The organism is Streptomyces sp. NPDC030814, assembly GCF_055572155.1.
In genome coordinates this window covers 16301-38124 of sequence record NZ_JBVIDX010000009.1, presented here as the reverse complement: position 1 = coordinate 38124, position 21824 = coordinate 16301, and the positions used below count along the sequence as shown (strand labels likewise).

At 71.3% G+C, this 21824-nt stretch carries 18 protein-coding genes; 14 read left to right on the top strand and 4 right to left on the bottom strand.

Annotated elements, in window-relative coordinates:
- Positions 1-22: 22 nt before the first annotated feature.
- The 3 genes from katG (at position 23) to ACZ43N_RS20200 (ending at position 5300) form a co-directional block, all read left to right on the top strand.
- Positions 23-2239, top strand: a complete 2217-nt coding sequence (gene katG / locus ACZ43N_RS20210) for a catalase/peroxidase HPI (RefSeq protein ID WP_468099103.1) — start codon at positions 23-25, stop codon at positions 2237-2239.
- A 206-nt stretch (positions 2240-2445) separates the two neighbouring features.
- Positions 2446-4803 (top strand): molybdopterin oxidoreductase family protein, encoded by a 2358-nt coding sequence (locus tag ACZ43N_RS20205; RefSeq protein ID WP_468099102.1) that lies wholly within the window; start codon positions 2446-2448, stop codon positions 4801-4803.
- Positions 4800-5300 (top strand): hypothetical protein, encoded by a 501-nt coding sequence (locus tag ACZ43N_RS20200; protein ID WP_468099100.1) that lies wholly within the window; start codon positions 4800-4802, stop codon positions 5298-5300. Before ACZ43N_RS20205 ends, ACZ43N_RS20200 begins: the two co-directional genes overlap by 4 nt.
- A 27-nt stretch (positions 5301-5327) precedes the next feature.
- Here ACZ43N_RS20200 and ACZ43N_RS20195 read toward each other — a convergent pair whose 3' ends face one another.
- The gene (locus ACZ43N_RS20195; RefSeq protein WP_468099099.1) at positions 5328-6149 is read right to left on the bottom strand and encodes an SDR family oxidoreductase; all 822 of its coding nucleotides are present in this window, start codon (positions 6147-6149) and stop codon (positions 5328-5330) included.
- Positions 6150-6299: 150 nt separating this feature from the next.
- Positions 6300-7322: a Gfo/Idh/MocA family protein gene (locus ACZ43N_RS20190; RefSeq protein ID WP_468099097.1), complete on the bottom strand. Its 1023-nt coding sequence runs from the start codon at positions 7320-7322 to the stop codon at positions 6300-6302.
- 229 nt (positions 7323-7551) lie between these two features.
- On the opposite strand from ACZ43N_RS20190, the gene ACZ43N_RS20185 reads away from it, so the two are divergent.
- On the top strand, positions 7552-8244 hold the full coding sequence (locus tag ACZ43N_RS20185; RefSeq protein ID WP_468099095.1) for a DUF6215 domain-containing protein: 693 nt from the start codon (positions 7552-7554) through the stop codon (positions 8242-8244).
- A gap of 406 nt (positions 8245-8650) precedes the next feature.
- On the opposite strand, the gene ACZ43N_RS20180 is transcribed toward ACZ43N_RS20185, so the two are convergent.
- Together ACZ43N_RS20180 and ACZ43N_RS20175 are read right to left on the bottom strand one after the other, a co-directional pair.
- The gene (locus ACZ43N_RS20180; RefSeq protein WP_468099093.1) at positions 8651-9949 is read right to left on the bottom strand and encodes a cytochrome P450; all 1299 of its coding nucleotides are present in this window, start codon (positions 9947-9949) and stop codon (positions 8651-8653) included.
- A gap of 20 nt (positions 9950-9969) precedes the next feature.
- Positions 9970-11325: a glutamine synthetase family protein gene (locus ACZ43N_RS20175; RefSeq protein ID WP_468099092.1), complete on the bottom strand. Its 1356-nt coding sequence runs from the start codon at positions 11323-11325 to the stop codon at positions 9970-9972.
- 167 nt (positions 11326-11492) lie between these two features.
- On the opposite strand from ACZ43N_RS20175, the gene ACZ43N_RS20170 reads away from it, so the two are divergent.
- From ACZ43N_RS20170 to ACZ43N_RS20125, 10 genes are all read left to right on the top strand, one after another.
- Positions 11493-11681, top strand: a complete 189-nt coding sequence (locus ACZ43N_RS20170; RefSeq protein WP_055512415.1) for a ferredoxin — start codon at positions 11493-11495, stop codon at positions 11679-11681.
- A gap of 2 nt (positions 11682-11683) precedes the next feature.
- Positions 11684-12883: an NAD(P)/FAD-dependent oxidoreductase gene (locus ACZ43N_RS20165; protein WP_468099091.1), complete on the top strand. Its 1200-nt coding sequence runs from the start codon at positions 11684-11686 to the stop codon at positions 12881-12883.
- Positions 12884-12897: 14 nt separating this feature from the next.
- Complete coding sequence (locus tag ACZ43N_RS20160) at positions 12898-13710, top strand: acetoacetate decarboxylase family protein (RefSeq protein ID WP_468099090.1); 813 nt, start codon at positions 12898-12900, stop codon at positions 13708-13710.
- Positions 13711-13833: 123 nt separating this feature from the next.
- Positions 13834-15294 carry an aldehyde dehydrogenase gene (locus ACZ43N_RS20155; RefSeq protein ID WP_468099089.1) on the top strand — a complete coding sequence of 487 codons (1461 nt, stop codon included), beginning with the start codon at positions 13834-13836 and terminating at the stop codon, positions 15292-15294.
- Complete coding sequence (locus ACZ43N_RS20150; protein WP_468099088.1) at positions 15287-16207, top strand: 3,4-dihydroxyphenylacetate 2,3-dioxygenase; 921 nt, start codon at positions 15287-15289, stop codon at positions 16205-16207. Before ACZ43N_RS20155 ends, ACZ43N_RS20150 begins: the two co-directional genes overlap by 8 nt.
- Positions 16200-17045, top strand: a complete 846-nt coding sequence (locus tag ACZ43N_RS20145; protein ID WP_468099087.1) for a fumarylacetoacetate hydrolase family protein — start codon at positions 16200-16202, stop codon at positions 17043-17045. Before ACZ43N_RS20150 ends, ACZ43N_RS20145 begins: the two co-directional genes overlap by 8 nt.
- Before the next feature lie 50 nt (positions 17046-17095).
- Entirely contained in the window at positions 17096-17734 is a 639-nt protein-coding gene (locus ACZ43N_RS20140) for a TetR/AcrR family transcriptional regulator (RefSeq protein WP_468099086.1), read from the top strand.
- Positions 17735-17971: 237 nt separating this feature from the next.
- Positions 17972-19429 carry an APC family permease gene (locus ACZ43N_RS20135; protein WP_468099085.1) on the top strand — a complete coding sequence of 486 codons (1458 nt, stop codon included), beginning with the start codon at positions 17972-17974 and terminating at the stop codon, positions 19427-19429.
- 196 nt (positions 19430-19625) lie between these two features.
- A complete protein-coding gene (locus ACZ43N_RS20130; RefSeq protein WP_468099084.1) occupies positions 19626-21116 on the top strand; it encodes an aldehyde dehydrogenase in 1491 nt (496 codons plus the stop codon).
- On the top strand, positions 21113-21823 hold the full coding sequence (locus tag ACZ43N_RS20125) for a gamma-glutamyl-gamma-aminobutyrate hydrolase family protein (RefSeq protein ID WP_468099083.1): 711 nt from the start codon (positions 21113-21115) through the stop codon (positions 21821-21823). Before ACZ43N_RS20130 ends, ACZ43N_RS20125 begins: the two co-directional genes overlap by 4 nt.
- Position 21824 lies beyond the last annotated feature (1 nt).

Genomic DNA, 21824 nt, shown 5'->3' with positions numbered 1-21824 from the left:
CACCAGTTCCGGAAGGACTCCCATGACTGAGAACCACGACGCGATCGTCACGGACCAGAAGGCCGAGGCGACAGGCGGCTGCCCGGTCGCTCACGGGCGGGCCGCGCACCCCACCCAGGGTGGCGGGAACCGTCAGTGGTGGCCGGAGCGGCTCAACCTGAAGATCCTTGCCAAGAACCCCGCCGTCGCGAACCCCCTCGGCGAGGAGTTCGACTACGCAGAGGCGTTCAAGAACCTCGACCTGGCCGCCGTGAAACGCGACATCGCCGAGGTACTGACCACCTCGCAGGACTGGTGGCCGGCCGACTTCGGCAACTACGGCCCGCTCATGATCCGTATGGCCTGGCACAGCGCCGGCACCTACCGCATCAGTGACGGCCGCGGCGGCGCCGGCGCCGGTCAGCAGCGCTTCGCGCCGCTGAACAGCTGGCCGGACAACGCCAACCTGGACAAGGCCCGCCGTCTGCTGTGGCCGGTCAAGAAGAAGTACGGCCAGTCCATCTCCTGGGCCGACCTCATGATCCTCACCGGCAATGTCGCGCTTGAGCAGATGGGCTTCGAGACCTTCGGCTTCGCCGGCGGCCGCGAGGACGTCTGGGAGGCCGAGGAGGACGTGTACTGGGGTCCCGAGACCACCTGGCTCGACGACCAGCGCTACTCCGGCGACCGTGAGCTGGAGAACCCGCTCGGCGCCGTCCAGATGGGTCTGATCTACGTCAACCCCGAGGGCCCCAACGGCAACCCGGACCCGCTCGCCGCGGCCCGCGACATCCGTGAGACGTTCCGCCGCATGGCGATGGACGACGAGGAGACCGTCGCCCTCATCGCCGGTGGCCACACCTTCGGCAAGACCCACGGCGCCGGCCCCGCGGACAACGTCGGCGCCGACCCCGAGGCCGCCTCGCTGGAGGAGCAGGGCCTGGGCTGGAAGTCGACCTACGGCACCGGCAAGGGCGGCGACACCATCACCTCCGGTCTCGAGGTGACCTGGACCGCCACGCCGACCCAGTGGAGCAACGGCTTCTTCAGGAACCTCTTCGAGTACGAGTACGAGCTGACGGAGTCCCCGGCCGGCGCCAAGCAGTGGGTGGCCAAGAACGCCGAGGCGATCATCCCGGACGCCCACGACCCGTCGAAGAAGCACCTCCCGACCATGCTCACCACCGACCTGTCGCTGCGTTTCGACCCGGTCTACGAGCAGATCTCCCGCCGCTTCTACGAGAACCCGGACCAGTTCGCGGACGCTTTCGCCCGCGCCTGGTACAAGCTGACCCACCGTGACATGGGCCCGAAGTCGCTGTACCTCGGCCCGGAGGTCCCGGAGGAGACGCTGCTCTGGCAGGACCCGCTGCCTCAGGCCGAGGGCGAGGCCATCGACGCCGCCGACGTCGCGGCGCTCAAGGCCAAGCTGCTCGACTCGGGCCTGACCGTGTCCCAGCTGGTGTCCACCGCGTGGGCGTCGGCCTCCACCTTCCGCGGCAGCGACAAGCGCGGCGGCGCCAACGGCGCCCGTATCCGCCTCGAGCCGCAGCGCGGCTGGGAGGTCAACAACCCGGACGAGCTGCGTCACGTCCTGAGCGTCCTCGAGGGCGTCCAGGCCGGGTTCAACACCGGCGCGAAGAAGGTCTCCCTGGCCGACCTGATCATCCTCGGTGGTGCCGCCGCCGTGGAGAAGGCCGCCCAGGACGCCGGCTTCGACGTGGAGGTCCCCTTCACGCCGGGCCGGGTGGACGCGACGGAGGAGCACACCGACGTCGAGTCGTTCGCCGCGCTGGAGCCGACCTCCGACGGCTTCCGCAACTACCTCGGCAAGGGCAACCGCCTCCCCGCCGAGTACCTGCTGCTCGACCGGGCGAACCTGCTGACCCTGAGCGCCCCCGAGATGACGGCCCTCGTCGGTGGTCTGCGCGTCCTGGGCGCCAACACCGGTGGGTCCACGCACGGTGTCTTCACCGAGACCCCGGGCAAGCTGACCAACGACTTCTTCGTCAACCTGCTCGACCTGGGCACGACCTGGAAGTCGACCTCCGAGGACCAGACCCTCTTCGAGGGCCGTGACGCGGCCACCGGCGAGGTCAAGTGGACCGGCACCCGTGCCGACCTCGTCTTCGGCTCGAACTCCGAGCTCCGTGCCCTCGCCGAGGTCTACGCGAGCGACGACGCCAAGGAGAAGTTCGTCAACGACTTCGTCGCGGCGTGGGTCAAGGTCTCCAACCTGGACCGGTTCGACCTCGTCTGATCCCAGCGGGATCCGAATCCCGAGTGACGTGAGTCGGAACTGACCCGACCCCGTCCGACCCCGGCGTCCGGGCCGGCCCCCACGGGCCGGCCCGGACGTCCGTGTGCGGGAGCGTCCCGCGGCGCAACAGGTCAGCCGAGTCATCCGGTGGCTTATCCGCCGGGGCTCGGGGGTACCCGGCGGTGATCAGTCGCCGGGAGGCAGAGATGGAGTCATCGCTCGGCCGAGTCGAACGACCCTGGGGAGAGCGGACCCCGTACGGCCGTGCCGAGCAGTGGCCCACCCGCGTGGACAGCTGCCTCGCCGACGGCGTACGACCCGAGACGGTGGCGCGGTGGGTGCAGACGGCGTCGCTGCTGGACTCCGGGGGCGACGCCATGGACATCGCCGTCCTCGACGACCGGATCGTCGGGGTACGGGGCAGGGCCGCCGACCGGGTCAACCGCGGCCGGCTGGAACCCAAGGACCTCTTCGGCTGGCAGGCGAACGCCTCGCCGGACCGGCTGACCAGGCCCCTGGTCCGGGAGGCCGGGAAACTCGTCGAGACCGACTGGGCGACGGCGATGGACCGGCTGGTGAACCGCTCACGGCGGCTGCTCGACACGCACGGGCCCGGCTCCGTCGGGTTCTACACCACCGGCCAGCTGTTCCTGGAGGAGTACTACACGCTCGCGGTGCTCGCCCGGGCCGGCATCGGCACCAACCACCTCGACGGAAACACCCGGCTGTGCACGTCCACGGCGGCCGAGTCCCTGAAGCAGTCCTTCGGCTGCGACGGCCAGCCGGGCACCTTCGACGACTTCGACCACGCCGATGTGATCGCCCTGTACGGCCACGACATCGCCGCCACCCAGCCCGTGCAGTGGATGCGGATTCTGGACCGCCTGGCCGGTTCCGACCCGCCACGGCTGGTGTGCGTCGACCCCCGGCGCACCGAGGTGGCCCGGCACGCGACCGTGCACCTCGCGCCACGCCTCGGCACCAATGTGGCGCTGCTGAACGCGTTGCTGCACGAGACGATCCGGTGCGACCGCGTCGACCGTGACTTCATCGAGGCCCGTACGGTCGGCTTCGAGGAGCTGGCCGAGCGGGTCGCGGACTGCACCCCCGTGTGGGCGGCCGGCATCTGCGACGTGCCCGCGGCGCGGATCGGTGAGGCGGCCGAGGTGCTCGGCGGCGCCGAACGGCTGCTGTCGACCGTGCTCCAGGGGGTGTACCAGTCGCACCAGGCGACGGCCGCCGCCGTGCAGATCAACAACCTTCAGCTGATCCGGGGCATGATCGGCCGGCCGGGCGCCGGGGTACTCCAGATGAACGGGCAGCCCACCGCCCAGAACACCCGCGAGTGCGGAGCCGACGGCGACCTCCCGGGCTTCCGCAACTGGCAGAACGACGAGCATGTGGCCGACCTCGCGCGGGTGTGGAACGTCGAGCCGGAGACCATCCCGCACTACGCGCCGCCCACCCACGCCATGCAGATCTTCCGCCACGCCGAGCAGGGCTCGATCCGCATGCTGTGGATCAGCGGCACCAATCCGGCCGTCTCCCTGCCCGAGCTGGCCCGTATCCGCTCCATCCTGGCGCGGGAGGAGCTGTTCGTCGTCGTCCAGGATCTGTTCCTCACGGAGACCGCCCAGCTGGCCGACGTGGTGCTGCCGGCGGCGACCTGGGGCGAGAAGACGGGCACGTTCACCAACGCCGACCGCACCGTGCACCTGTCCGACAAGGCGGTCGAGCCACCCGGCGAGGCCAGGCCCGATCTGGAGATCTTCCTCGACTACGCGGCCCGGATGGACTTCCGCGACAAGGACGGCGGGCCACTGATCACCTGGCACGACCCCGAGTCGGCGTTCGAGGCGTGGAAACGGTGCAGCGCGGGCCGCCCGTGCGACTACACCGGACTGTCCTACGACCGGCTGCGCGGCGGCAGCGGCATCCAGTGGCCCTGCGACGAGCGGAACCCCCGGGGCACACCACGGCTCTACGGCGACGGCTTCGACTGGGCGCACCCGGATGTCTGCGAGTCCTACGGCAAGGACCTGGTCACGGGCGCCACCGCCGACGTCGTGGAGTACCGCTCGCTGAACCCGGACGGCAAGGCCGTGCTCAAGGCCGCCGAGTACGTGGCCCCGCACGAGGCACCCGACCAGGAGTACCCGTTCCAGCTCACCACGGGCCGCACGCTGTACCACTTCCACACCCGTACCAAGACGGGCCGGACGCCTCAGCTGAACGCCGCGGCGCCCGAGGTGTGGGTGGAGATCGCGGCCGAGGACGCGGGGCGGCTCGGGCTCGGGGAGGGCGACCCGGTCGAGGTCTCCACCCCGCGCGGCAGCCTCCAGGCGCGGCTGCGGCTGTCGGACATGCGGCCCGGTGTGCTGTTCGTGCCCTTCCACTACGGCTACTGGGACACGCCCTCGGGGTCGGGGCCCAGCGAGAAGACCCCGCCGCGCGCGGCGAACGAGACGACGATCACGGACTGGGATCCGGCGTCCAAGCAGCCGCTGTTCAAGACGGCCGCCGCCGCGCTGACCGCCCTCGACCGTGAGGGAGGCGCACGGTGAACGACGGCATCACCCTCGCCCTGCGCGCGCTCCACCGGGGCGAGGGAAACCTCGCCGGAGAACTCGCGCTGATCGCCGACCGGCACCGCGCCGAGCACGAGATCCGTCATGTCGCCACCGATCTCGCCGCCTGGTCCCGCGAGCACGTCCGGCGGATCGCCGCCACCGCCGCCGACCGCGATGTGGACCTCACCGGCCCACCGGAGGCGGACGACGCGTCCCACGAGGTGTTCACCCCGCACGGGAAGCGGTCGGCCATGGTCACGGCCGACGTCCTCGATCCCGGACTGCTGCTCCTGCGGGACCTGCGCGAACTCCACCTGAGCGCCACGGCGAACTCCCTGCACTGGGAGATGTTGGCCCAGGTCGCCCAGGCGGCGAAGGACCCGGCGCTGCTCTCGCTGGCCTCCGCCTGCCACCCGCGGACGTTGCGCCAGATGCGCTGGACCAACACCATGATCAAAACCATGTCTCCGCAGGTGCTGACGAGCCTGTGATCCCGTCCCCCACCGGTCCGGTGCCGCTCAGGTGTCCGGCGGGTCCTCCTCGGGCGCCCCGGCCCGGCGGCCGGTCCCGGTCTGCGCGGACCGGTCCCACTGCACGGTGGGCGCGATGACCAGCTCCTCGATCAGCGTCCGCTCGGGGAGCGAGACGCACAGCAGCACGGCGCGCGCCACGTCCTCGGGCCGCACCATGGCCGCCCGCTGCTCCGGGCTCGGTGGTACGGCGCGGGTGTCCAGGACCGGTGTGTCGACCGCTCCGGGCAGGATGCAGGTCGCCCGGACGCCGTCGTCGCGGTAGCTGTTGCGCAGGTACGCCATGAAGTTCCGCACGCCGGCCTTCGCGGCGCCGTTGGGGGCGCCGCCGAGGAGGGTGGGCCGGATCGCGGCCAGGGAGGAGATCGTGACGATCGAGCCGCCGCCGCGCTCCAGCATGTCCGGCAGGACGGCCTGGGTGAGCAGATAGACCGCGGTGAGGTTGACGCCCATGACGGCGTTCCACTCGTCCTCGCCGGTGTATCGGACGTCGACGACGCTGCCGGCGCCGCCCGCGTTGTTGACAAGGATGTCGACGGGCCCGGCCGCGTTCCTGGCCCAGGCGACGAGAGCGCGTACCTCCTCGGCGTGCTCGATGTGTGTGGGGCGGATGAAGGCCGTACCGCCGGCTCGCCCGACGACGGCGGCGACCTCGTCCAGCACATGCCGGCGCCGTCCGACGAGGACGACGGTCGCGCCCCCCTCGGCGAGCAGCAGCGCCGTCTCCCGGCCGATCCCGGTGCCCGCGCCGGTGATCAGCGCGGTCTTCCCCTCCAGAGGTCGCGCCTGCTTCCGGTCCCCGATTCCCATGAGCCTCAGCCCTCCAGCCGGGGCGCCTCGAACGCCCTTGAACTCGCCCTTGAACTCGCTTGAACTGAGCATGCCCACCGGACGGAATGCGCCGATGTTCCGATCACCTGCGGCGAGCCCACCTCCGGGCCTGGTCAGCGGGTGCGGAGATCAGGCACCGTGGAAGTCGGGGCGGTCGACGAGGCGCACTTCGACGCGGCCGCCCTCGGTCTGGGAGCGGACGGCCGCTTCGCAGATCGCGGCGACGGCGTACCCGTCCCAGGTGCCGGGTCCGGTGACCTCGCCTCGTCGGGTGGCGTCGACCCAGGCCTGTACCTCGCGGTCGTAGGCGTCCTCGAAGCGCTCCAGGTAGCCGGGGGTGACCGTGCCGCCCCAGCGTCCCGCGGCGGTGACCAGCAGGTCGTGGCCGTCGCCGATGCGCGCCGTGCCGTGCTCGCAGACGGCCTCGGCCTGAACCTGGTAGCCGTAACGGGCGTTGAGGTAGATCTCGACGTCGGAGAGTGCGCCGCCGTCGGTCTCGAGGACGACGAACTGGGGGTCGGCCAGGCCCCCGGGGGCGTTCCCGGACGGCCGGGGACGCAGCACGGTGACGGCGGTGATCTCCTGGCCGAGCAGCCAGCGGGTGATGTCCATCTCGTGGGCCACGGAGTCGTTGATGGCCATGGCGCTGGTGAAGCCGGGCGGGTTCTCGGGGTTGCGGTGCCGGTTGTGCAGCATCAGGGGCCGGCCGAGTTCCCCGCTGTCCAGCAGGGCCTTGAGCCTGACGTACTCGCGGTCGTAGCGGCGCATGAAGCCCACCTGCACCCTGCGGTGGCCGAGCCGTTGTTCCGCCTCCAGCAGGCGGAGCGCGGAGGCGGCGTCCGGAGTGAGGGGCTTCTCGCACAGGACGGGCAGGTCGTGTGCGAAGGCGGTGAGCAGGGCGGCCTCGTGGGCCGGGCCCGGTGAGGCGACGAGCACGGCGTCGACGCCCGGCAAGGCCAGCGCCTCGGCGGTGTCGGCGAAGGCCGTGCAGCCCTCGATGCCGGCGGCGATCGTCTCGGCCCGCTCGGTGTCGGGGTCGACGACGGCGGTGACATGGGCGCCGCTGGTGACCTCGGTGATCCGGCGCACATGGTCGGCGCCCATCCGGCCGGTGCCGATGACGGCGACACCGAGGGAGCTCTGCTGGGTCATTCGGGTCCTTCGCTCGACGGGAGATGACGTGGCCGTACGGCCGCGGGCCGGGCGGTGGGTCACGGCCGGGCCGGGTTGCCGGGGATCCACCCGTCGGTGGATGCCCTTCACCTCGAACCCGACGATCACATGATCGCAATATCGTTTCCGCGCCGAACGACCACCCGTTAAGCTCCCCCGGCGCGCACGGGGCGCGCACATCGGGGTGGGGGACATCGGGGTGGGGGACATGAACGACCGTCAAGGGGAGTCCGGGAAGGACACGGTGGCGTGGGGCCAGGCGATACTGGCGTTCGTCCTGTTCGGGGTGGTGGCCGGTGGCCTGTGGCTGCAGGACGCCTTCGAGGGGACGGCCACGAGTAGCGGACCGGCCACCTGCTCGACCTCGGACGACGCCTCTCCGGCATCGAAGAAGCGGGTCTCCGGGGCACAGCTGTGCACCGCGCTGAACCGCAAGGACCTCCCGAAGCTCATCGGCACACCGCTCGAGGAGGCGGTGATCGCCTCGGGCGGCGAGAGCGAGTCCCGTTGGGCCGGGGGCACCAAGACCGTCACCCCCGAGGCCAAGGTCGAACTGGAGTCCCACACCGTACAGATCTCGGCGTCCTACGACGATCTCCCGGTCGCGGAGTCGATCGGCTACCTGGGCGACGGGGCCCGGTCCAAGACGGTCCTGGGGCACCCGGCGGTGCTCTACTCGGGCCAGACCATCGCCATCTCCTTCCGCCTCGACGGCGGCGACGCGAAGTCGGGCCCCGGCGGTGTCGCCCGCCATCTGCTGGTGGCGGGCGACCTCAAGGACAAGGGTGACTCCTATGACCTGGTCATCTGGCGCGAGGACCTGCTGCCGCCGGACGACGCGGCACTGTTCCGCATCGCCGAGAAGGTGCTTCCGACGATCCCGGGCTGGAAGTCCGGCTAGGGGGGTGTTGTAAAAGTCCAGTGCGGTGCCCGCGGTGTCCGGTGCGTGGCCTCGGCGTGCCGGACGAAGGCCCTCGTAACGGCGCTACGTGGGTCTTTGGCCGGTGCGGCGAGGGTGCGTGCCGGGCGCCGTGGGTGCTGTGCGGGACTTTCACAACACCCCCCTGGGCGGGGGCGGTTCACCGGCGCCTGCGCGCTCCCGCCAGTGCCCCGACTGGGCAGCGTTCGTCCCGTCGCGACGTCCGGCATGCTCCCCCACTGCCCTGACGGCGTGGGAGGTACCCCCACTCGCCGCACCGGGTGCACGCCCGAGTACGTCCCGTACGAGGGCTTGCACCCGGCACTCCCCCAGCTCGTCGAGCGGGGGGGCATCTCCGCTCCCGGCACAGGACGACCGTCCCTGACCGTCAGGCGAGGGTCACCTCGACCGGCAGCTTCTTGATGCCGTTGACGAAGTTGGACCGCACGCGCGGGACATCACCGGCGAGCCGGATGTCCGCGAGCCTCGGGATCAGCTCCTCGAACATGATGCGGATCTCGGTGCGCGCCAGCAGATTGCCCAGGCACAGGTGGGGGCTGCCCTTGCCGAAGGTGACGTGGTCGTTGTTCTGCCGGGCCACGTCGAAGTCGTACGGGTTGCCGAAGACCTCCTCGTCACGGTTGCCGGAGGCGAACCACATGACGACCTTGTCGCCCTCCTTGATGTGCTTGCCGCCCAGTTCCACGTCCCGGGTCGCGGTGCGGCGGAAGTGGTAGACGGGCGACGCCCAGCGCAGGAACTCCTCGACCGCGACCGGGATCAGGGACGGGTCCTCCTGGAGGCGGGCGAGCTGCTCGGGGTGCTGGAGCAGGGCCAGCATGGAGTGGGAGATGGTGTGGCGGGTGGTCTCGTTGCCGGCCACGACCAGCAGCAGGAAGTAGTTGTCGAAGTCCTGCGCGGAGAGCGGCACCCCGTCGCGCGGGGTCGTGTTGACCAGGCGTGAGACCAGGTCGGTACCGTCCCCGCCGCGCCGCTGCCGGGCCAGTTCACGGCCGTACTCGAAGACCTCCACCGAGGCGGGCGAGCGGAACGGCAGGTGCCGGTACTTCTCGCTCTCCTCGCTGTGCAGCAGGACGTCCGCGTAGTCGGGGTCGGTGTTGCCGATGATGCGGTTGCCCCAGTCGATGAGCTTCTGGTTGTCCTCCGGCGGCACGTCCAGCAGCCGGGCGAGGACGTTGATGGGGAAGTCGGCGGAGACGTCGGCGACGAAGTCGAAGGTGCCCTTCGCCAGGGCCGCGTCCAGCGTGGTGGCGGTCAGACCGCGCAGGAAGTCGGTGTAGCCGTTGATCACGCTCGCGCCGAACTGCCGTTGGATCACGCTGCGCAGTGCCCGGTGGCGTACGCCGTCCATCTCCAGGATGGAGGCCCGGGTCTTGATCTGGTCGTCGTCGACCTCCTCCAGGTTGACGAACCGCATCGAGGTGAAGGTCTCGGCGTCCCGGTCGACGCGGGCGATGTCGGCGTGCCGCGTGATCGCCCAGAAGCCGGAGTTGGGGGCCTGCTCGGGCTGCCAGTGCACCGGGTCCTCGTGGCGCAGGGTGTGGAACATGCGCCAGGGGGTGATGCCGTCGGTGAAGTTGTCGAGGTCGGCGAGGTCCACGTCGGCCAGCGGCAGGGGCTCCTGCATGGCCTCGCGGACGGTGGGGAGGTGGGCGGAAGTGGTCATGTTCTTGGTTCTCCTGGACGTCACAGGTGGTAGGCGTACTCGGTGAACTCCCAGTCGGTGACGTGCCGGTGGAAGCGTTCGACCTCGTTCCGCTTGTAGCCGAGGTAGGAGGTGGTGAAGTCCTTGCCGAGCACCTCGGTGAGGGCGGTGTCCGCCTCCAGCGCGTCGAGGGCGTCGGACAGACTCATGGGCAGGACGGCCGACCGGGCGGTGTCGTAGCCGTAGCCCTCCAGCGGGGCGGGGGGCTCCTCGCCCGCCCGGACCCCGAGGAGGGCGGCCGCGATGGTGCCGGCGATCAGCAGGTACGGGTTGGCGCTGGCGTCGCCGAGCCGCAGTTCGAGCCGGGCGCCGGAGCCGCGCTCGGGCGGGATGCGGACCATGGCGCTGCGGTTGTCGAGCCCCCAGTCGATCAGCCAGGGCGCCAGGGTGTCGGGGCCGAAGCGCTTGTAGGAGTTGACCGTGGGGTTGGCCAGGGCCGCGAGGGCGGGGGCGTGGGCAAGAACGCCGGCGATGGCGTGCCGGGCGGTGGCGGAGAGGCCGTGGGCGCCGGACGGATCGCCGAAGGCGTTCTTCCCGTGCTCGTCGTCGCAGGACATGTGGAGGTGGAAGCCGGAGCCGCCCGCGTCGTTGAACGGCTTGGCCATGAAGGTCGCGAGCCGGCCCTCCCTGCGGGCGAGTTCCTTGACGGCGGCCTTGAAGCGGAAGGACCGGTCGGCGGCCGACAGCGCCCCGGAGTGGTCGAGGTTGATCTCGAACTGTCCGCCGTCGAACTCGTGGTTGCCGTTGGTGGCCCCGATCCGCAGGTCGCGGAGGTGGCGCAGGGTGCGCAACAGATGGTTGTCGGGGTCGGCGCGCAGGCCCGCGGTGTAGACGACTCCGGCGGCGCCCGAGTAGCGCTTCCAGCCGCTCGGGGACGCCGGGTCCTCGTCGCACAGGAAGTACTCCAGCTCGGGTCCGACGATCGGGGTCAGACCCTGTTCGGCGCAGCGGGCGAGCACGGTGCGCAGCAGGTCGCGGGGGGACTCGGGCGCGGGTGACCCGGTGGCCGGGTCGACGGTCTCCCCGAGACAGACGGCCACGCCCGGTTCCCAGGGCAGGGGAACCAGGGTGTCGAGGTCCGGTCGCACATGGATGTCGGGCAGTCCCGCGTCGAGGCCTCCGGGCACCGGGACGACGTCCCCCTGGGGCGAGGTGTGGTAGACGGCGCGGCAGAAGGTGAGTCCGTGTGCGCAGGCCGCGGGGAGGCTGTCGAGCAGAACGTCCCGGGCGCGGTCGGTGCCGATGAGATCGGGATAGGTCACGCGGACCACGTCGATGCCCTCGGCGGCGAGCCGCTCCTGGTACTGACGGGCGTCCGGTGTTGGGGATGCGCTCACCGTTGTCTCCTCGGCGGCCGGTAAATGATTTGAGCCCAAACGATATGAACGGCCCCCCCACCCCGCAAGGGGTCGAGGACAAAAAATTATCCACCTGGACAGGTATTGACCAGGGGTGCGCAGCTTCCTATGTTGTTTGGAGTCAAATGACCCGAGGAGGACCGGCCATGAAGGTCGTCGTCGACATGAACAAGTGCCAGGACCACGGCCAGTGCGTTTTCGCCGCCCCCGAGGTCTTCCAGCTGGACGCGAACGGGCGGCTCGCCTACGTCAGCGACCCCGACGACGCGTTGCTCGACGAGGTCGAGGAAGCCGCCGACGTCTGTCCGCTCCAGGCCATCCGGATCGAGGCCTGACCATGGCTTCCACCAGCGCACGCGTCGTCGTCGCCGGCGCCTCCATGGCCGGTCTGCGCGCCGCCGAGCAACTGCGCGCGGCCGGCTTCACCGGGGCGATCACGCTCGTCGGAGACGAGCCCCACATGCCCTACAACCGGCCGCCGCTCTCCAAGGAGGTGCTGGCAGGCAAGGCGCCCTTCGAGTCCCTCGCCTTCCGTCCGCGCGCGAGCGTGGCCGACGCCGAGTGGCGCCTCGGCACCAAGGTCGTGGCGTCCCGCCTCACCGAACGGACCGTGGTCCTCGACGACGGCTCGGAGCTGTCGTACGACGGGCTGGTGGTCGCCACCGGGATGCGGCCCCGGCGGCTGCGCTGCCCCGGCCCCCTCGCCGGCCGTCACACGGTCCGCACCCTCGCCGACGCGCAGGGCCTGCGGGCGGAGCTCACCCGGCCCGGTGCCCGGCTGGTCGTCGTCGGCGCCGGGTTCATCGGCTGCGAGGTGGCGGCCACCGCCGTGGGCCTCGGTGTCACCGAGGTGACCGTCGTCGATCCACTGCCGCTGCCCATGGTCGGCCCGCTCGGCGAACTGCTCGGCCGCGCGCTGCTCGCCCGGCACGAGGAGCGCGGGGTGCGCTTCGCCCTCGGCACCGGGGTCGCCGGCTTCGAGGGCGAGGACCGCGTGACCGGCGTGGTGCTCGACGACGGAACCGTGCTGCCCGCCGATGTGGTGGTGGAGTCGGTCGGCTCCCTGGCGAACACCGAGTGGCTGGACGGCAACGGCCTCGACCTGACCGACGGGGTGCTCACCGACGGGCAGCTACGGGTCGGCGGACGTCCGGACGTGGTCGCGGTGGGGGACGTGGCGCGTTTCCCCAACGCCCGCTACGACGGCGTACCGCGCCGGGTCGAGCACTGGTGCATCCCCACGGACACCGCCAAGCACGCGGCCAAGGTGCTCACCGGCGCCGAGCCGGCGCCCTTCGCTCCGCTGCCCACCTTCTGGAGCGACCAGCACGACTTCCGGCTCCAGTCCTTCGGTGCCCCTGTCCTCGGCAAGGACGACGTACGGGTCCTGGACGGCGACCCGGCCGACGACGTCCTGGTCGGCTACCACCACGACGACCGGCTGGTCGGAGTCGTGGCGCTCGGCGGGCCGGCCATCGCCTCCGCCGCCGCCCGCCACCGCGCCGAACTGCTCAAGCAGCCCGCCCTCACCGCGTAAGGAACCGCCTGACCATGACCACCGTCCGTGGATTCTTCCACCCCAAGACGGCGACGGGCTCCTCGTCGCTGATCCCGTCCTCGCCCTGGCGTTACTCGGGCGACCTGCTCACCGTCGAGTACCGCACGGATCCCGCGCGGGTGCGCGAACTGCTGCCCGCACCGCTGGAACCGGCCGACGAGGACCCCGGCGCGGTGGCACTGATCTGGGCCGACTGGCAGTCGTGCTCGGCGTCCGGCGCGGAGCTGCTCGACCCGGTGCTCTCCCAGTACAAGGAGGCCTTCGCGGTCGTCCGGTGCAAGTACCGGGGGCGGACGTACTCGCGGTGCGTGTACATCTGGGTCGACAAGGATTTCGCGATCGCCCGCGGGCTCCACCAGGGCTACCCGAAGAAGCTCGGGTCCATCCACCAGACGCGGCCCCACCCGTACGGGCCCGCTCCGCGGATCGAGGCGGGGGCCCGCTTCGGGGCGACGCTCGCCGCGGCGGACCGGAGGTTGGCGCAGACGGTGGTGACGTTGCGGGAGCCCTCGGAGACGAACGGATTCGTCAACGGCCATCCCATGGCCCACCACCGGTGGCTGCCGTCGATCGAGAAGGGGAAGGGCCTGGCGCTGGACGAGCTGATCGAGTCCGGCGCGGCCTCCTTCGAGGGCGGGCAGCCGTGGGTCGGTGACGCGGAGCTGGAGCTGTTCGAGGCGCCGACGGAGGAGTTGGCGCGGCTGACGGTGGAGGAGCCGATCGCCGCGTACTACCGCCAGGTCGGCGTGGTGTGGGACGGGGGGCGGCTGCTGGAGTCCGGGACGTCGGGAGCCGTCGCCGAGTGAGGACGGCGGGCCGCCCCGGGTGGTTCGAGCTGGTCGCGCCCCCGCGGCGGAGCCGCTTGTCGATACGTCCCGCGCCTCTGGGGCCGACGCACTTCCCCTTCGCTGAAAAGGACACCCCTTCTCATGTCTGACAAGATCATCGTCGGCGGAGTCTCCGTCGACACCCGGCACTGGATCGGCGGCTCGCGGGTCGCCTCCACCGACACCTTCACCGACCACTCCCCCATCGACGGCGCCGTGCTCGGCGAGATCGCTCGTGGTGGGCCCGCCGAGGCCGCCGCCGCCGTCGCCGCCGCGAAGGCGGCCTTCCCCGCCTGGGCCGCCACCTCACGGACCGAACGGGCGCGCATCCTGCACGCCATCGCCGACGGCGTGGAGAAGCGCCTCGAAGAGCTCGCGGTCGTCGAGACCACCGACAACGGAGCCCTGCTGCGGTCGCACCGGCGCGGGGTGATGCCGCGGGTGGCGCACAACTTCCGGTTCTTCGCGGACTGGCTGCTTCAGCTGGAGCACGAGGACTTCGAGACGCGAGGGCACACGAACCACGTGTCGTGGGACCCGGCGGGCCCCTGTGTGCTGATCACGCCCTGGAACGCCCCGCTGATGCTCGCCACGTGGAAGGTCGCCCCGGCGCTCGCCGCCGGCGACACGGTGGTGCTGAAGCCCGCCGAGTGGTCGCCGCTGACGGCCTCCCTGCTCGCCGACATCGCCGCCGAGGCGGGGCTGCCGGCCGGGGTGCTGAACGTCGTGCAGGGCTACGGCGCCGAGATCGGCGACGCCCTCACCTCGCACCCGGACGTGCGCCGGATCAGCTTCACCGGATCGGTGCCCACGGCCAGGCGCATAGCCGAGTCGGCCGCCGCCAACCTGACCCCGCTCAGCCTCGAACTCGGCGGCAAGTCACCGCTGCTGGTGTTCGCGGACGCCGACCTGGACCTCGCCGTCGACCTCGCGGTGGAGCAGTACGACAACGCCGGGCAGGTGTGTCTGGCCGCGACCCGCATCCTCGTCGAGGAGTCGGTCGCCGAAGAGTTCACGCGGCGGTTCACCGAGAAGGCCGCCGGACTTCGGCAGGGCGATCCGCGGGACGAGGGCACCGACCTCGGGCCCAACATCCACCCCCGGCAGCTGGAGAAGATCGACGGCTTCGTCCGGCGGGCGCTCGCGGCCGGGGCGCGGGCCGTCATCGGCGGGCACCGGCTGGAGGGGCAGTACTACGCGCCGACCCTGCTCACCGATGTCGCCCAGGACTCGGAGATCGTGCAGGAGGAGGTCTTCGGGCCGGTCCTGACGCTCCAGACCTTCGCCGACGAGGACGAGGCCGTCCGGCTCGCCAACGACACCCGCTTCGGGCTGGCCGCCACCCTCGCCACAGGCGACCGGGCACGCGCCGAGCGGGTCACCGCTCGGCTCGTCGCGGGCACGGTCTGGGTCAACTGCTTCTTCGTACGCGACCTCCAGGCGCCCTTCGGCGGCTCCCGCCAGTCCGGTGTGGGCCGCGAGGGCGGCACCTGGAGCTTCGACTTCTACTGCGACGTCAAGAACACCGTGACCGCACCGAACGGATGGACGAACCATGGGTGAGATCGTCGGGGCGGGCCTTCTCGCCCACGTCCCCACCATCGTGCTGCCGAAGGAGGACCGGCTGGAGCTCAACGAGGGCAAGGAAATCACCCTCGTCACCGGTCTCCAGCAACTCCGCCAGGACGTCTTCGAGCGGGACGACTACGACACCGTCGTGGTCCTCGACTCGCACTGGGCGACCACGGTCGAGTTCGTGGTCACCGCGCAGCAGCGGCGGGCCGGGCTCTTCACCTCCGAGGAACTGCCACGCGGTATGTGCCGGATGCCGTACGACTTCCCCGGCGACCCCGAACTCGCCCGCAACATCGAGAAGTTCGCGGACAAGCACGGCACCTGGATCACCGCGATCGAGGACGAGTACCTGCCGATCTACTACGCCACCATCAATCTGTGGAAGTTCCTCGGCGAGGGGCTGCCGGACAAGCGGTGGGTGACCATCGGGGTCTGCCAGACCGGCGACATGGAGGACCATCTGCGGCTGGGGCGGGCGCTCGCCGACGGCATCGCGGCCACACCGGGCCGCCGGGTGCTGCTGATCGCCTCGGGCGCCCTCTCGCACACCTTCTGGCCGTTGCGCGAACTGCGCGACCACGAGGCCAGCGACCCGGTGCACATCTTCACGCCGGAAGCCCGCGCGGCCGACTACGAGCGGATCGCCTGGTTCAAGGAGGGACGCCACGACCGGGTCCTCGACACCATGGACGAGTTCTGGAAGTACAAGCCGGAGGCGAAGTTCTTCCACTACCTGATGATGGCCGGCGCCCTCGGCGAGCGGGCGTGCGTGGCCAGGGCCCGGCAGTACGGCGAGTACGAGAACTCCGTCGGCACCGGTCAGGTCCACCTCTGGTTCGACCGGCCCGCCGACGGCTGGACCGCATCCCACAGCCCCGCACAGGAGTCCGCCCATGCCTGAGTACCGCCGCATCCTGCTCGACGGCGCCGCCGTCCAGGTCACCGTCGACGGTGACGAACTGGTCGCCGGGGACGGCCGCCGCGTCAAGATCGAGGACGCGCAGCATCTGCCGCCGGTCGTGCCGTCGAAGGTGATCGCCGTCCACCTCAACCACCGCAGCCGGGTCGACGAGTTCGGGATCGAACTCCCGGCCACACCCACGTACTTCCACAAGCCGACCTCGGCCCTCAACTCCCACAGGGGCGCGATCGTCCGCCCCGAGGGCTGCAAGTGGCTCAACTACGAGGGGGAGGTGGCCATCGTCATCGGGAGGACGGCGCGCAACATCTCCCCGGCCGAGGCCGGCGAGTACATCGCCGGCTACACCGTCGCCAACGACTACGGGCTGCACGACTTCCGTGACACCGACGCGGGCTCCATGCTCCGGGTGAAGGGCTCGGACACCCTCTGCCCGCTCGGTCCGGGGCTGGTCACCGACTGGGACTTCCACGGCAAGAGCCTCAGGACGTACGTCAACGGCGAGGTCGTGCAGGACGGTTCGACCGACGAGATGCAGTGGGACATGCACTACCTCGTCGCCGACATCGCCCGCACCATCACCCTGTACCCGGGCGACGTGCTGCTGTCGGGGACGCCGGCCAACTCCCGTCCCGTGAAGCCGGGTGACGTCGTCGAGGTCGAGGTGGAGGGCCTCGGACGGCTCACCAACCACATCGTCACCGGACCGACCCCGATCCGTACCGACGTGGGCGCGCAGCCCACCGAGTCCGAGGAGGTGCTGTCCACGGCGCTCGGCGGCGACTGGGAGTTCCGCGGCATCCGCCCGCCCCGGCGCTGACGCAGCCCGCGGCCCGGGGCGGCCGGAACCCTACAGGTAGGGTCACCGGCATGACCGATTCCGCCGACGAGCCCAAGGGCCGGAAGCCACGCAAGCGCCTGCACTACGGCGAGGGGCGGGAAGCCCTGCTGAACGCCGCCGTAAGGGTGGTGGCCCGCGGCGGACTGCGCAAGCTCACCTATCGGGCCGTCGCGGAGGAGGCCGGGGTCACCCACGGTCTCGTCGTGCACCACTTCGGCTCGCGCGACGCGCTGATCGAGGAGGCGCTCGCCCACACCATCCGCACGTCGTTGAGTGTGAGCGCCCTCGAACCCGGCACGGGCAGGGTCGCCGACTTCTCCACCGGTCTGTCCGAGATGGTCACGGCGGACCCCGGGAGGCAGGCGTTCCAGTACGAGCTGCTGCTGGAGTCGCGCCGCAGCCCGGAGCTGCTGCCGCAGATCCGCGCACTGTACGACGAGTACTTCGACGCCACCCGGCGCGAGCTGGGCCGGATGCTGCCGACCGGCGCGGACCAGGCGCTGACCCGCCTGGTGTTCGCCGCGCTCGACGGTCTGGTGCTGCACCAGCTCGTGCTGGGCGAGCCGGAGGTCACGGACGCCGCCCTGGAGCGGCTGCGTGCCCTGCTGCGGCTCCTCGACGCCGACGGCGACGACAGCCGCGCCGACGCCGGGGACGCCCGCGGGTAACGCCGGGGACGCCCGCGGGTAACGCTCCCACCTGCGCATTCCGAGGCCCTGGACGCGTCGCGTCCGGGGCCTCGCCATGTTCCGGGCCGGCGACCAGGGGTGTGCACCGGAGGTGTCCACCCCTTGGAAAATCTTGCCCTCAACCCCTTGCCAAACGGATAGTTCAAGCCCACGATAAGGCAACTCGTTTGACTCAAAACGAACCTCCATCCCTCCCCGTCCCGACAGGTGATCCGAATGGACAGTCAGACGGCGGTCGCCCCGCACAGCACGCAAGATCCCACCCCGGCAGGCAGGCTCAAGCCCGATTCCCTCGGCGTCCTGGGCATCCTCTTCTTCGTCCTTTCCGCCCAGGCCCCGCTGACCGGCATCGCCGGAGCCGTGCCCATCGCCGTCGTCATCGGCAACGGGGCCGGCGCCCCCGCCGCGTACGTCGCGGCGGGTGTGGTGGTGCTGCTGTTCTCCATAGGCTTCGTCGCCATGGGCCGCCACGTCGTGGACGCCGGCGCCTTCTACACGTACATCGGCAAGGGGCTCGGCCGGTCGACGGGATCCGGCAGCGCCGGGGTCGCCCTCTTCGCCTACTGCGCGATCCAGGCCGCGATGTACGGGCTGTACGGCGCGACGATGAGCGGCCTGGTCGAGCACTACTCCGACGTGCGCATCGCCTGGTGGGTCTGGGCACTGGTCACGATGGCGGTCGTCCAGGTGCTCGGCGCCGCCGGCATCGAGATGGGCGCCAAGGTGCTCGCCGTCTTCGTCCTCGCGGAGTTCAGCATCCTCACCGCCTTCGCCCTGGTGACCTTCTTCAAGGGCGGGGGCCCCGAGGGCCTCGGCTTCGCCGACAGCTTCTCGCCGGACGCGGCGCTCCAGGGCGCCCCGGGTGTGGCGCTGATGTTCGCGGTGGCGTCGATGTTCGGCTTCGAGGCCACCGCCATCTACGGCGAGGAGGCGCGGGAACCGAAGCGGACCGTCCCCAGGGCCACCTATCTGTCGGTCGCCGTCGTCACCTGCTTCTTCGCCTTCACGTCATGGATGCTGGTCTCCGCGCACGGCGCGTCCGGGGCGACGGCCGAGGCGGGCAAGGCGCTGGAGAGCGGAGACGCCACGTCCTGGGTGTTCGCCCCGATCACGGACCTGTTCGGCGCGTGGACCGGCGACGTGCTGCCGATCCTGCTGGCCACCTCGCTGTTCGCGGGCATCCTGGCGTTCCACAACTCCGCCAACCGCTACTTGTTCTCCCTGGGCCGTGAGGGTCTGCTGCCGCACGGTCTGACCGCGCTCAACGGCCGTCACTCCCCGTGGGTGGCCGGCACCGTCCAGACCGTGATCTCGGTGGCCCTCGTCGTCCCGTTCGCGCTTCTCGGCAAGGACCCGGTACTGACCCTCTTCTCCTGGTTCAGCGGGGTCGCCGTCCTCGCCATGATGCTCCTCTACTTCCTGACCTCCGTGTCCGTGGTCGTCTTCTTCCGCCGCTCGCGCGCCGACACCCGGCCCTGGAACACGCTGGTCGCCCCCGTCCTGGGCGCCCTCGGCATCGCCGGCGCGATCTGGCTGATCATCGAGAACTTCACCACGCTCATCGGCGGCGACCTCACCACCGCCGTCTGGCTCCAGCTGACCGTGCCGACCGTGCTGGTCCTCGGGCTAGTCGCGGCCCGGCTGACCCGGCGGAACCACGCCGCCGCGGGCTGACCCCGACCTCCCGCCGCGCGGCCGACGGCGGCACCACTCCCCTGGTGCCGCCGTCGGCCCACTCCCCGTCACCGATCCGCCCCGTCGGTAGCACCCCCGGCCATCGATCCGCCCCGTCGGCACGGCCCCGGCCCGCCGGTCCGGCGGGGCCATCGATCCGACCTGCAACCCACCCGATTCAGGAAGAGGAGAGCTGATGCCGGCCCTCGACCACGACGACCTCCTGCGCAGCGCCAAGGACCTGTACCTGCCCGCCCACCACCACATCGACGGTACGGACGAGCCGGGCGGGGGCACCACGTTCACGGTCGTCTCGCCCCGCAACGGACAGGTCCTCCGTGAGGTCGCCGACGCCCGGCCCGCCGAGGTCGACCTGGCCGTGGCCGCCGCGCGCCGGGCCTTCGACTCCGGCCCCTGGCCCCGCCTCGCGCCCGCCGACCGTGGCCGGATCCTCCTGCGCGTCGCCGAACTCCTCGAAGAACACCGGGAGAAGCTGGCCCTCACCATCAGCCTGGAGATGGGCAAGCCGATCACGGACGCGTACGGGACAGAGCTGCGGGCCGCGATCAACACCTTCCGCTGGTACGGGCAACTGGCCGACAAGCTCACCGACGAGTCCCCCCACACCACCCCGGACGCCCTCGCCCTGGTCACCCGGGAGCCGGCAGGTGTCGTCGGCGCCGTCGTGCCGTGGAACTTCCCGCTGACGCTGGCCAGTTGGAAGGTGGCACCGGCGCTCGCCGCCGGCTGCACGGTCGTCCTGAAGCCGTCGGAGAACTCACCCCTGTCCGCGCTGCTCCTCGGCCGGATCGCCACCGAGGCCGGACTGCCGCCGGGCGTCCTCAACGTCGTCACCGGCGACGGCCCCGTGGCCGGGCGGGCCATCGGGCTGCACCCGGACGTGGACGTGCTGGCGTTCACCGGCTCCACCGCGGTCGGCCGCCACTTCCTGCGCTACGCCGCCGACTCCAACCTCAAGCGCGTCTGGCTGGAGCTGGGCGGCAAGTCGCCGAACATCGTCCTCCCCGACGCCCCCGACCTGGAGAAGGCGGCCGCCACCGCGGCCTGGGGCATCTTCTTCAACCAGGGCGAGATGTGCACCGCCCCCTCCCGGCTTCTGGTGCACTCCTCCGTCGCCGAGCGCGTCACCGAGGCGATCGTGGCCCGCGCCCGGGACCTGCGGGTCGGCGACCCGCTGGACCCGGCGACCGAGATGGGCGCGCTGGTCGGCGAGGCCCATCTGGAGCGCGTCCTCGACCATGTCGGCACCGGCCTGGAGGAGGGCGCGCGCCTGCTGGCCGGCGGCGAGCGCACCCTGGCCGGCACCGGCGGCAGCTATCTGCGGCCCACCGTCTTCGACGGGGTGGACCCGGGCATGCGCCTGGCCCGGGAGGAGATCTTCGGCCCGGTGCTCTCCGTACTGACCTTCGACGACCTGGACGAGGCCGTGCGCCTGGCCAACGCCACCGAGTACGGCCTCGCCGCCGGACTGTGGACCTCCGACCTCTCCACCGCGCACCGGGTCTCCCGCGCCCTGCGGGCCGGCACCGTCTGGGTCAACTGCTACGAGGAGGGCGACCTCACGGTGCCCTTCGGCGGCATGAAGCAGTCGGGCAACGGCCGCGACAAGTCCGCCCACGCCATCGAGAAGTACACCGAACTGAAGACCACCTGGATCCAGCTGTGACGACGCCCGTAAGACCGCTGATCGCGATCCCCGCCCGCTTCTCCGCGACGACGTCCGCGCTCCGGTACGCCGCCGAGGTCAACGCCCGCGCCCTGGTCGAGGCGGTGTGGCGGGCCGGCGGCGAGCCGGTGAGCGTGCACCCCGCCGCCGAGGACGTGGCCGCCCGCCTCGCCCGTTTCGACGGTGTCCTGCTGCCCGGCGGCGGCGACCTCGCTCCCCACCGCTACGGCGCGACCGACACCCACGACACCGTGTACGACGTGGACGAGGTGCAGGACGCCTTCGACCTCGCGGTCGCCCGCGAGACGCTCGGCCTGGGCCTGCCGCTCCTGGCGATCTGCCGGGGCCTCCAGGTGGTCAACGTCGCCCTCGGCGGCACCCTGGAGCAGGACATGGGCGGCCCGGAGCGCGAGCACCGGCACCTCGTACACCCCGTCACCCTGCGTCCGGCGTCGGAGCCGGCCCGGGCGACGGGCGCCGAGAAGGTCGACGCGTCCTGCTACCACCACCAGCGTGTCGACCGGCTCGGCACGGGGCTCGCGGTGGCGGCCACGGCGGTGGACGGCACCGTGGAGGCGCTCGACCTGCCGGGTGCGCGAGGATGGTTCACGGCCGTCCAGTGGCATCCCGAGGACACCGCCGCCGACGACCCCGCGCAGCAGGCCCTCTTCGACGCCCTCGTCCGGGCCGCCCGGGACCGCGGCTGAC